The organism is Hyperthermus butylicus DSM 5456, from assembly GCF_000015145.1.
GTDB classification, from domain to species: domain Archaea; phylum Thermoproteota; class Thermoprotei_A; order Sulfolobales; family Pyrodictiaceae; genus Hyperthermus; species Hyperthermus butylicus.
In genome coordinates this window covers 1,544,829-1,556,388 of the sequence record NC_008818.1, presented here as the reverse complement: position 1 = coordinate 1,556,388, position 11,560 = coordinate 1,544,829, and the positions used below count along the sequence as shown (strand labels likewise).

11 protein-coding genes are annotated in these 11,560 nt (G+C 56.6%); 4 read left to right on the top strand and 7 right to left on the bottom strand.

Annotated elements, in window-relative coordinates; translation table 11 throughout:
- Positions 1-109: 109 nt before the first annotated feature.
- The 4 genes from HBUT_RS09915 to HBUT_RS08080 form a co-directional block, all read right to left on the bottom strand.
- Complete coding sequence (locus tag HBUT_RS09915) at positions 110-253, bottom strand: hypothetical protein (RefSeq protein WP_228546741.1); 144 nt, start codon at positions 251-253, stop codon at positions 110-112.
- A complete protein-coding gene (locus tag HBUT_RS09910; RefSeq protein ID WP_228546740.1) occupies positions 228-1,208 on the bottom strand; it encodes a hypothetical protein in 981 nt (326 codons plus the stop codon). The genes HBUT_RS09915 and HBUT_RS09910 overlap by 26 nt, the downstream gene beginning before the upstream one ends.
- Before the next feature lie 122 nt (positions 1,209-1,330).
- Positions 1,331-1,951: a YbhB/YbcL family Raf kinase inhibitor-like protein gene (locus HBUT_RS08085; RefSeq protein WP_011822684.1), complete on the bottom strand. Its 621-nt coding sequence runs from the start codon at positions 1,949-1,951 to the stop codon at positions 1,331-1,333.
- A 46-nt stretch (positions 1,952-1,997) separates the two neighbouring features.
- Positions 1,998-3,332 carry a DNA double-strand break repair nuclease NurA gene (locus HBUT_RS08080; RefSeq protein ID WP_011822683.1) on the bottom strand — a complete coding sequence of 445 codons (1,335 nt, stop codon included), beginning with the start codon at positions 3,330-3,332 and terminating at the stop codon, positions 1,998-2,000.
- Between the two features lie 168 nt (positions 3,333-3,500).
- Between HBUT_RS08080 and HBUT_RS08075 the strand changes: the two genes are divergently transcribed.
- A complete protein-coding gene (locus tag HBUT_RS08075; protein ID WP_011822682.1) occupies positions 3,501-3,809 on the top strand; it encodes a hypothetical protein in 309 nt (102 codons plus the stop codon).
- Here the strand turns inward: HBUT_RS08075 and HBUT_RS08070 are convergent.
- On the bottom strand, positions 3,765-5,120 hold the full coding sequence (locus HBUT_RS08070; RefSeq protein WP_011822681.1) for a phosphoadenosine phosphosulfate reductase domain-containing protein: 1,356 nt from the start codon (positions 5,118-5,120) through the stop codon (positions 3,765-3,767). The two genes, HBUT_RS08075 and HBUT_RS08070, sit on opposite strands and share 45 nt — an antisense overlap.
- Before the next feature lie 56 nt (positions 5,121-5,176).
- A complete protein-coding gene (locus HBUT_RS08065; RefSeq protein ID WP_011822680.1) occupies positions 5,177-6,376 on the bottom strand; it encodes an FprA family A-type flavoprotein in 1,200 nt (399 codons plus the stop codon).
- 115 nt (positions 6,377-6,491) lie between these two features.
- Here HBUT_RS08065 and HBUT_RS08060 point away from each other — a divergent pair, with 115 nt between their 5' ends.
- Genes HBUT_RS08060 through HBUT_RS08050 form a run of 3 tightly spaced genes read left to right on the top strand, consistent with a single transcriptional unit; the run spans position 6,492 to position 9,875 of the window.
- Positions 6,492-8,165 carry an ATP-binding protein gene (locus tag HBUT_RS08060; protein ID WP_011822679.1) on the top strand — a complete coding sequence of 558 codons (1,674 nt, stop codon included), beginning with the start codon at positions 6,492-6,494 and terminating at the stop codon, positions 8,163-8,165.
- Positions 8,137-9,291, top strand: a complete 1,155-nt coding sequence (locus HBUT_RS08055; protein ID WP_011822678.1) for a DNA double-strand break repair nuclease NurA — start codon at positions 8,137-8,139, stop codon at positions 9,289-9,291. Before HBUT_RS08060 ends, HBUT_RS08055 begins: the two co-directional genes overlap by 29 nt.
- Positions 9,292-9,296: 5 nt before the next feature.
- Entirely contained in the window at positions 9,297-9,875 is a 579-nt protein-coding gene (locus tag HBUT_RS08050; RefSeq protein ID WP_011822677.1) for a CDP-alcohol phosphatidyltransferase family protein, read from the top strand.
- A 142-nt stretch (positions 9,876-10,017) separates the two neighbouring features.
- Here the strand turns inward: HBUT_RS08050 and HBUT_RS08045 are convergent, their stop codons facing one another.
- A complete protein-coding gene (locus tag HBUT_RS08045; protein WP_048061585.1) occupies positions 10,018-10,917 on the bottom strand; it encodes a hypothetical protein in 900 nt (299 codons plus the stop codon).
- Between the last annotated feature and the right edge of the window lie 643 nt (positions 10,918-11,560).

The window sequence follows — 11,560 nt, the reverse complement described above, 5'->3', positions numbered from 1 at the left end:
CCTTATAGGTCCAGCTAATGGCTCAACCCTGCCATACCTTGGCTGGAACAGCTTGCCTCCATGCCTCCTCGCTTGGGGGTCGCGTTGTAGGAACTCGAGTATCCTCCTCCTAAGCCTCCTCGGTTAGCGGGTACATGAGGACTGGGCGGCTGCTCGCAGTATCCCACATGTAGTAGAAGCCCGCCTTTTCAAAGAACGGGTTATACCTAGCCATCTGAGCTATGGTCTCAACGACGTGTTTGGCGCGCTTCATCTCTGGTATTCGCCGCTCCTTTTATCCACTCCACGGCAAGCTTTACAGCTAACACGCCAAGACCGTCGCCACGGTAGTCAGGGTGTACTACTACGCGGGCAATGCGGGCAGCGGCGGTGTTAGCCCTACGTAGAGCCTCTTCAGCTATCTCTTCGCCCACGGCTGCACGTGCAATTCTTTTCGAGCCATAGAGGTCTGCTAACTCCCTAAACCTCTCAAGTATCTGCCTTCTCCTCTGAATGGCAAGGGGCCAGAAGGTTGGGTGGAACCAGTCCCTTGGAAACACCTTTTCTCTAATCATCTTCTCGACTATTACCCTGCCGTCCTCAGTTACTATGCGCCGATGCATTAGGGGTATCGGCGTGTCGACACGTACATAGCCCACTATCCTGGGCTCATAGGGCTCCCTAGAGACAAGTTCTAGAACCATAAACCGGCTCGAAGGAAGACTACCCCTTATCTCTTGTAGCTTCATAGGTACACCGCACATTGGACATTCCGGCTGTACATTGGCTTCAGCGTACCTGCCACAGAGCGGGCAGCGCCAAATAGCCACTATTTCCTCCTTGCTTGCATAATGGTACTGTTCCAGGCTCACAATCTCCTTGTAGTCATCCTCCGAGACAGCCTCCCTGGCAACAATCCTGTACTCGTACAATTTCCTTCCGAAGACGCTCTCCCTCTCCAGTCTTACCTCCTTTTTCCACGGCGGCCAAACCGGTATCTTTTCGACCCGGCTGCCGTCACTCCATAGCCGCCAAAGCCTATAGCTATCCTTTGGCGCGACATAGGCGCCATTAATGGCCTCGGGCTCCTCCGTGAATAACGCCTCTACGTGCTCTCCAGGCTGGAGCCACCGCGCAATAGAGCCGGGCATTAGCATGTCTACACGCGCGCCAGTCTCAAGCTCAACTATTACTCCTCCAAGCCATCGAGAGCCAACCCTTGGGAACACGGAATACGCACAACCTTGGCCCTAATCGGGACCATGATAGGTATGTGGTACGCGGCCAAGGCACTCCTCCTCACTACACTTCTCCCGAATCCTCCCCTGTAGCTCCACAAGTCTAAGATGCCTTAGCCAGCCCTGCTATACGTTCCGACAGCCTCGCCATACGCTATAATGTGGCTCTTAGCGACGTTCCACACATCATCGAGCCGTAGCCCCGGCCTCAAGGAGATCATAGAGTCTAGGGCGAATACACGTATGTAGTATCTATGTGGCTGGTCGCCCGGAGGTGGACAGGGCCCACCGTAGCCGATCCAGCCGAAGTCGTTAACACCTTGGTAAAAGCCGTCCACTACAGCTTGTCTGGGTAAACTATCGGGTACAACGACTACAGTGGAGTTTACAGGTATGTTGTAGACGAGCCAGTGGATAAACACTCCACGGGGAGCATCAGGATCAAACATTACTATTAACAGTGACTTGGCTTTCGCAGCGTTACCAGTAAGCTCTATGGTCAGCATTGGTGATGTATCGGAACCATCGCAAGTATATGCGTGTTCAAACACGCCATTAGAACCTATGGCAGGAGTCGAAACCTTGACAAGCCGTGGCCACGGCAGCTTGTCAAGGCTTACCGGGCTAACACTGGCAGCACCGCTCCTGCCACGAGCATAAATGGCGATAACAGTAGCTGCAATGATACCTGCCAGAAGTACTGCTAGAAGAGTGGTATGCCGTCTAGATGCCATCAAACCCACCCATGTAGTAACGAGTGTCTACAAGGGTTAAGGAGTTTTACAGTCTTCCAAATCTCCTCCTAAACCTTCGAGATATACTGTAGCGTCTTGTAAACCGCAGCCCTACACCCTGGGCCAGTGCTAGGCTCTCAAGGAGCCCCATGTACTCCTCCATCTGCCTCCCTGTGATCGTAGCGTTCAAGTGGGCAGCTATGAGCGGTATATTGTAGTAATCGGGATCCCCGTAGCCTCTGCGAAGAGCAGCGAGCACCTCCTCCACGGCGGCGTCGGGCTCTACGAGCACCCTTCCCGTCGAATAGTAGCTGCCTGAAGGCCCGGGTATCTCGACGAGGAGAGGCTGGTCGCCAGGAGCAAGCCTAACATAGACCATGCTTACGCCGGGTAGCTGGTCTAGAAGCTCTGGCAGCCTCTCTGCGAGGGAGCGGAATTCGCTAGCCTCCGGCTCGTCTCCGAGGAGTACATAGGCCTTCTCAGCTGCAGCCTCGAGGAGACCGCGTAGCCCGCCACGTCTTAGCCTGCTGTGCAGCTGGTGCGGCGGTGGCAGCCTTAGCGGCCACGTGTAGCCAACACTGAAGCCCGCGGTGTCAGCTAGGAATGCTGGATCTCGGTAGCTCGGGTCTAGTGCAGCGTCATAGAGGCCTCTCAGCTCTCTCGGGACGAGCCTTCGAGCGGATAGCAGCTGCTCCCTCATCGCTAGCGGGTAGTAATCCAGAGCCCTTGAAACCAGCTGGGCCAGCGGCTTGGCCTTCGAGGCAACCATTTCAAGTAAAACCTTCTCCTTTAAAGCCCTAAACCCGTGATCCTTCGATACATAGGCAAGCCTAACCCCCCGCTCAGCAGCAGTTCTACAGAGTGTAGCTACCTCGGCGAGTAGGTAGCTGCTGTGGAGCGCCGTGTAGACCCCTCCGATACCGCTTATCGAACTAGATGCAAGTCTGGCTATGGAGCGGAAAGCCGACGTGATTGTGGTCCACAAACTGCCATCCATTAGGAGTATGCTGCCCGGTGGGAGCCGGTGCACGAGCCTCACAGCAATCCTGTGCTCAAGCCAGGATCTTAGCGAGTCGAGGACACGGGTATCGCGGACAGGATAGAGGCGAAGCTCCAGCCCCCTCTCGGGCTCCCCACCCTCAACGTAGCCGTACGCCCTGGCTATGTAGAGGCTCCACCCCATAGCAAGAGGCTGGAATCCGCCGCCTCCATCCACGGCTGCAACTGGGCGATCAGCATCCCCATCCTCGGGAAGGCCTGGAACCCACCAGTACGTATCAACGCTCTGAAGACTCCTTCCAGCCTGCCGCGCCTTCAGGGACTCCAGGAGCTTCTCAGCCTCGCTAGTAAACATGTCTATGAACCAGTCGCCTGGCCTCAACCACGGAGCCCCAGGGGAAACCATAACCGAGGTAATACCTTATCGGCTAAGCCCCTACCAGTGAGTCAAGAGGGGAGGGTCAGGCGGCTAATCCCCTCGTCACCCCCTGCCCTCTCGGGTCTTGGGGCCTGGAATTCATCAGCCCCGAGAGGTTGGGGGTTGAATAACATGGAGCCGGGGGAGATAATTGTAGAGGCACTGTCCCGGATACGTAGTGCATGCAGCGAGTCCGCCGCGCGAGACCTATGTGAGGAGCTTGAGGACATACTTGTAGTTGCGCTCGACGAGGCTCGAGAGTACGAACTATCAATGGCTCCAAGGTATCTCGTAGCTGTGGAGGCTCTAGCTGATAGGCTTGAAGCGATAGCAAACACCCTAGAGCTGCGTGGTGCTGCAAAGGCGGGAGCTGAGCTGCGCGAGGCAGCCCAGCTTCTAAGACGCCTTTCGGCCTCCAGCCTTCCTCCAGGAGCCGACTAATAGCAACCGCAGGGCTTCGCGCTGTGAGAGCCCGTAGTGCTCTGCTACGGCCTCAGCTAGCTTCTCAAACCACCAGGGGTGTAGATGGTATGCTATGTGTAGCTCGTAGAGATGCATTGCGGGGCATGATATGCAGCCTATGCGTGTGAGCCCCTTGCTGTAAAGGTGGTTGAATGGTATGCCCCTCTCGTAGAGGTAGAGCTGCACAGCCAGCCGTGGCCAGTGATGTATGGGTAGTGCCCTCACGACGCCAGGTATGAGGGGATTCTCGCCAATCCTAGGTGTCGAGGCTCTCGTCGTGCTTTCCCAGCGGCGAGCCCCGTCGAGTATGAGCCTTACGCCGCGTGACCGGTAGAAGCGCCGCAACGGCTTGAGCTTTAGTAGCCGGGTACACCACCTGTCATCCCTCGTCATGAGCCCTCTTCTCCTAATCTCCTCGATGGGTTCAGCTTCAGCTTCAACAACCTCTAGGTCTACACCCAGGATGCTAGTAACCTTCTCAACATACCTTCGTGTCTCCGGAAACTCCATGCCGGTGTCAACGTATACTGCTACCACGTTCTCGGGGCCAACAGCCTCCCTCGCGAGGCTGAGGACTGTGGCGGAGTCGGAGCCACCGCTAAAGGCTACGTATAGCCTGCCCCTGCTAGCCTGGTACCTCGCGTAGACGCGTCTGATAAACTCCCTAGCCTCAGAGGCTAGGCCGCCTACTACCTCCGCGTTAACTTCCACTGCCTCCTCCATGCTGCCGGGATCTAGGAGCCTCATACCCTTTGGAGCCAAGTCCTTAACCTTCACAGTACACTCTCCAACAACCCTCGCAGGGCCTACCCAGCCATCAACGGATACCAAGACCCAGTTGCGGCTCCCAATGCTACACTCTGGGAGCCTTACACGTTTACCCTTAAGCCGCCTTCCCCGCGGCCCTGAAACGCCGATGGTTGGAGCGCCAAGGCTTGCTGCAAGACTTGCAGCTGCACCACTAGGGTGGAGAACCCAGCCACGCCCAGCCACATACTCTATTGCGCTGAGTCTTAGCGCTTCAGCAAAAACCTCGATGGCATACTCGCTCTGAGGTGCTGGTATACGGTGAAAAACCACAAGCCTCTCATCAAAGGATACTCTAACCCCGAAAGTAGAGTGGAAGAGCTGGCTGACAATGCTCTTCTCAAACCCACCCGCTAGCCAGTAGTCGCCTCTCACATTCCAGCAGCTGCGAGATCCAAGCCTACAGCCTAGCACTGGAACGTTACGATCTAGCAGCCAGCCAACCCTCTCTAACGCCTTTAGCAGCCCCCCAAGCCCGCCCATGGATCCTAGCTGCACCCGGGGCAGAGCCTCCAGCTGTATAGCGGTTTATCACTATCCTAGCCAGCTAGCAGCTTCTCTACGGCCTCGCGCAGCTTGTCACCATACTCTACACCGCGGACCTCGACTCGAGCAGCAATTTTGAACCCACAATTTGTCAGCAAAGGCTCCAGCTTCTTTATGGCAGCAGGACCCCAACCATAGGAGGATAACAGCATCACTCTCTGCCCAGCAGCAGCCTTAGCGCAGAGCTGCTCAGCAACATAGGTCATTAGGGGGAAGGCCTCAGCCTCATATGTCGGAACCCCTAGTACGATGTAGCCTGCGTCAAACGCATCGCCGATAGCGTCGGCTATGAGGGCCCGGCTCTTATCGTTGAAACCGTAGATAGCTACGTGAAGCCCCTTCTCCCGTAACATGTCGGCCACGATGTGTGCTGCATACTCCACAGCACCGTACATACTACCGTAGATCACAACAGCCCTACTCTTGTCTAGGTCGCCGCTCACCCAGCTACGATAAAGCCTCAAGAAGTCTCCGATGTAGCGTCGCAGTACTAGGCCGTGAAGCGGCGCTATTGTCTTAGGTTTAACGCCAGCATTTTCCAGCTTGTCCAGCGTCTTCAATATCCAGCTCCTATACCTCCCAGCAACAGTAGCCAAGTACTTCCTCATGAACCGGATATATGTGGTAAAATCCTCCACATGCTCGTCAGTCACGCTTGAAGGTATAGAGTAGGAGCCGAACACATCACCGGAAAATAGGACGCCCCGAGCCTCATAGAAGCTCATAACTGTATCGGGCCAATGAACCCATGGAGTCTGATAGAACACTAGATACTCATCGCCACCGAGGTCTAGTCTGGCGCCCTCCCGCACAGGCTTGAACGAGTTCAGCTTTACACCATAGTGGCTCTCAATAATAGTCTTCGCCATTGGATGACCATAGACTTCAACGTTACCTACACGCTTTAACAGCTCAGGCAAGGCGCCAGAGTGGTCTGGCTCAGAGTGGTGGACCACAATGACATCTATATCGCGCAGCTCAGTAATACTGCTAAGAGCTTCCAGATAGTCAAGTGTAAAGGGCTTCTTAACAGTGTCAAGCAGAACTGTACGCTTTTGGCCTAGGATTAGGTAGGAGTTGTAGGTTACTCCTTCTGGTATCTCCCAGAGAGCCTCGAAGAACCCTGTTTCATCGTCCTCGACACGTATAAGGTAGAGGTTATCATAAAGCTTAACAGTTCTCGCACGAGCCAATCCAGCCGCCTCCGGAAGATTAAGCAAAACCAGGAGATTTTAGACCCTCTGATGAACCCGCAGCCCTTTCACTACTCAACCCCGGCGAGGGAATAGGAGCGGGGCACCGGATACTTTGACACTGCTCGTAGGTTTTGTGCTTAGTGGCTCGACAAGCGATGAGGCTAAGATTCAGCTGACGGAGGCTGGCGAGGAGCGGCTGAGGGAAGGCCAACTAGTAATCATAGAGTCTAACCGTGGCTCGGAACTCCTGCTAGCCCGTATCGAGAGGATTGTGCCAGTAAACGAGTTCTTCGTCGAAGGCGACCCTTGGAGTGAAGCCAGGCGGCGTGGACTCCTGCCACCCCTAGCTGAGGAGGTTGCTCGCCGCTACACGCTTGCAGAGGCAGCAATACTGGGCAAAGCTGGCAGGAGAGGGCTGGAGGAGCCCGACCGGCCACCAAAGCCTGGTGACCGTGTTAGAATGCTGGGGTCTGGCGAGCTCGAGAAGCTCCTCGGAGTAGAACGTGATGCTCCTGGCGTCGTCTGGTACGGTGAGCTGCTTGGCTATGAGGGTCTCGGACTGCCGCTCGACATCGAGAACATCACTATGCATGTTGGTGTCTTCGGGGAGACAGGTAGCGGGAAAAGCTACGGTGTTGGCTACATGCTAGAGCTGCTATCGAGAATACCCCTCGGCGATGGCCGGTATGGTGCATTACCGGCAGTGGTGGTGGATGCTAATGGCGACTATCTAGACTACCACGAAGCCTTCGCCTCAGGGCACCGGCTTGGAGAGTACCATGCTGTATACAGGCTCGTCTTCCCGCGGAGCCCGGCGCGCTTCGAGCCGTACACCAGAACCGTCACGATAGACCTCGACGTGTTTACTGCTCGCGAGCTTGCAGAGTTCATAGTCACCTACAAGTCTGGAGGCGTAGACGTTAACGAGCTGCAGGTGGCAGCTCTTGAGAGGGTTTTGAGGGAGCTGGGAGAGGAGTACCAAAGCTACACAGAGATATTCACGAGGAGGGTCTCGGAGCTCTACGAGCTGCTCTCCGAGCTAAGCACTGGGCGCGGGGCGCCGATACACCCCCAGACAGCCCGTGCGGTACGCTCTGCGGTGGACAAGTTTGTCGGCGACATAGTTGAGGGCTACGGTGTTATATCGAGGAAGCCCAGCATAGACAAGGGGTTTATCGATGAGCTGACGGCGCAACCCAGCCTCGCGATAATCGACTTCTCAGCCGAGGGCGCCCCAGGGATACCGCTGCCCGTCCGCCAGCTCGTTGTAGCCTACCTGGCCCGGCTCCTCTACAAGGTGTTTACAGAGTACAAGGTGAGGGGTGAGGAGCGCTACCTCGCGCTGGTGATCGAGGAGGCCCAGAACTACGCACCCAACCCCCGCACATACCCAGTGGCATGGAGCCTAGCCAGGGACTACCTCGCGCTGATAGCTACGCAGGGCCGCAAGTTCGGGCTATGCCTTGTACTCGTGAGCCAGAGGCCAGCCTTCGTGGATCCTGTTGTTCTATCGATGGTTAACACGTGGATAATCTATAGGCTCGCGGTAGAGGATATCCCGTATGTCTCCAAGCTTAGCGGTGGTCTGCCGAGAAGCCTCGAAAGGAGGCTTACTCGTCTACCGCGCGGCATAGCAGTGGTAACTGGGCAGATGAACATGCTCGGCTTCCCGGCACTCGTACGCACCGGCCGCCGCAGGGTAAGCCATGCGATGGGCAGAACACGGCTTGTGGAGAGCCTACGCCGGGTGTATGGTGTTGGAGAGGGAGCTGGTGGAAAGGGTTAGAGAGAAACTAGCAGCGCTAGCATCGGAGATAGCTAGCGACGGTGAGCTTGTAGAGAAGCTCCTCCGCCGCGCCCTAGCCCGGGCCCAGAGCCAAGACTATGCCAGGCTAGCGGGGCTCAGCGAGAAGCTCCTCGCAGCTCTAGAGGAGCGAGGCCTCCTACACGGTATACCGGGGAAAGTACGTGCAAACACCTTCTACGGTGTTGACGGTTCGCGCCAGTATGTCGGTGGCAGGCTCGGCCGCTACTACGTCTTCGCCGCCTCCGCAGTGGTGGAGTACCGAGACGGCAGGGCCAGGGTCTCCTATCCAGCAGTGGAGGTTTTCGAGCTGGTAGACCCGGCGGGCTCCATGGTAGAACTCGTCTCCGAGTATGCAATGCTCCTCCTTGAAACAGCAGCTCTAGACACGGTAGAGCCCCCCAGGGGTAGCTACATACTCCTCGACGGTCCCATAGCGGATCCTCCACACGACCCCGACGCGGCGGCAATGGCGGTAGCGTACATGAAGGTGCTCGGACTGGCTGAGCCTGAAGCTCTAAGGCTTGCTCCGCGCTACCACAATCTGCGGGCAACAATTCTCGCTTCGAAGCTCTCTGAAGGCGTTCGGGTTATTGGTGTGGTAAAACGTATTGCAGGACTAAGCATCCTCACAAGCCTGGCACGTAGTGCTGGTTTAGAAGTACCAGGAAGCCTAGGCGACGAGGACCTAGCACTGGCTCTCGCAGCTGCAGCTAGGGCTGCTGGCGTGGGTTCAGCCTACACAGAACCCGTTCCATTGTGCAGCCAGCTATCCCAGAGGCTCTGCAACGCCTACCGCTCAGCGGGCATAGAGATTGTGTCGACCTACGTTCTACCCGGTAACACCCTACGGCCATACAGGCTAGACGTGCCAGTACCTCGCGGCGAAGACCCCAATGCCTGGACGGCAGAGGCCGTAGCAGTAGCTCACGAGCTAACGCTTCCCGGCTACCGGCTGCCACTACCAGTGGTACTGGCGCATGAAAAGGTGCAGATACGCCGTAGCCTAGCAAGGCTAGTCTACCGTGAGATAATAGCGAGGGCCACGGTGCCCGAGCGCAACCCGGTTATAGACGTGTTAAAGGCGCTTGCAGCCCTGGAGGAATAGCCGGCATGCTGGGAAAACTCCGCCGCCAGGTAGCAGGCCTATTCGCGAGAGCAGCCAAGCCCCTTGCACTGCTACCAGCCGACGTATACACGGTCCTGGGCCTCGCCGCAGCCCTAGCCTACCTCGCACCATGCAGTAGCGGCAAGCCCATAGCAGCAGCCGTAATGCTCGCCGCTAGTGGGCTCCTAGATGCTCTCGACGGTGCAGTAGCAAGGCTACGTGGCGAAGCAGGCCCCCGCGGAGCTTTCCTAGATAGCGTTCTCGACAGGATAACCGACACGGTCTACGCGCTTGGCTTCCTCCTACTGGGCTACAACCCCCTATTTGTTCTTGCATTCCTCTCCGGAGCACTGGTAACAAGCTACACGAGAGCACGCTACGAAAGCCTCACCGGGAAATCCATGGAGGGTATAGGCCTCCTTGAAAGAAGCGATAGAGTCGCGGCACAAGCATTGGTCCTCATAGTGCATGGGTTCACAGGACTAGACATAGCCGAGAAGCTCTACGCGATACTTGCGGCAGCCTCATGGGCCACGGTGATCCAGAGACTAGCCCAGGGCATACGCCAGCTGGGCAAGAAGTAACGAATGGCCTTGAGGGAGGGGCTAGTATGCTGTGAGGATCTTGGGGCTCGGTAATCCCCTCCAGTCATCAGCCCCGGGTCTCCTCCCCCGGGTCTGCGCCGAGGGTGCTCCCAGCGGTTTCCGCATCCCCTGGTACTGTCTTCTAGCGTTGCAGGGGTTTAAGGCGAAGTGTAAAGGCTTTTGTTATGCGGCGGCCACGGGGCATGTGGAGTACTATTCTCAGCTTGAACTCGCCGTAGCCTGCTAGTAGCGTATTTTTCAGCTTGAGCTTCTCCTTGAGTACTAGTGGTGTTACAGCTTTCACGGGGCCTATGATGACTAGTGGTTCGGTAAGCCCCATGTACTCTATTCTGCGGCTCTCGCGGCCCGAGAACAGCTTGACACGGTGCTGTTTCCCACTCTCGTACACCAGCTCCACGGTGACCTTCCTAGCCTTTGTGAGGAGGGCTGTTACGGTTCCACTTAGGTGCCGGGCTTCCCTCTCAAAGCTTACCTCTACGTAATCGTCGCCGGTTAGCACGTTGAAGCTGTCTGGCTCGACGCGGAAGAGTCCCGGTGCAGCGTAGGCTACTATGACATCCTCGTAGCCCCTCTTTCGGAGCTTCACTGCGGGGAGCTGGAGCACGCCGGAGCCGTCGCTGCCAATTACTGTCAGGAATTGCTTCTGCTCGAGCACCAGCTTGTCGAGCCTTGTCTTCTGCTCTGGGTGGAACTCGACGGTGCGCTGGTAGCCGCTTAGTCTGGCCCAGAAGCCGCGCGAAACTAGCTTCCCTATCTCGGCCTCGATGATCTCTGCGAAGGTGAGTGTCGAACTGCTCATACTTGCTATGATCTCCTTCAGCTTTGCTTCGACGCCTCTAGTAAAGAGTCTTCGTGCCATATACAATATCAGTGTGAGCACGGTGAACATGAGGAGGATATACAGCGTAGCGCGTAGCGAGCCGGAGAGAGCAGCTGCGAGCAAAACGGTTACGACGACCGAGGCGGCTGAGGAGAGGTTTGCAAGGCGCCCCTCGCCAGTGACGTAGACTACCCGGGCCAAGCTGTGGTCAACCTCAAGCACCTAAGCTGGTATGGTGTCTGCACTGTTATACTACGGCTTGTCGTACTCCGTTATCTGCTATGTGTAGTTCAGTCCTACGCCCCCCCTTAGCTTCTCAGGCTGTGCATCGTTAGCAGTGTATAGGTTTGTGTCAAGCTCCTCTGTCAGACGAGCATAAACTACATCATAGATGCCTACCATGTATCGGGATAATTGTTCCAGCGTCGCTCCAGCCTCAGCCCGGGGCCAGGCCGTACACCTCGAGGCTGACCCGAAAACAGTCTAACCATTCTACAGCATACCCGGCTCCATAAAGCTCCTCGAAACATATTCCGGGGCTTTAGCTACTTCTACGAGCGCTAGGTGCCGCACAGCTAGATGATCAAGATTATAAAACACTGGGCAAGGCGTTTAGCGCATAGTATGTTCCAGAAGCCCATGTCAACGATGTTTTGGAGATACACGTGAAGCGATGTCTTGCAGCCCCGTGGACCGTTGTCGCATCTGTCACCAAAAACTACGAGGCTAAGGTTACTGTGGCAGAGTAAGTGGGATTCTACGGGCGCCCCCAGACCGCGGGCTCACAACCCGCCGCTTGCGGCGGCTTCGCCCGCGGGGCTTCATGTAGACAGCCCTGGGCGGG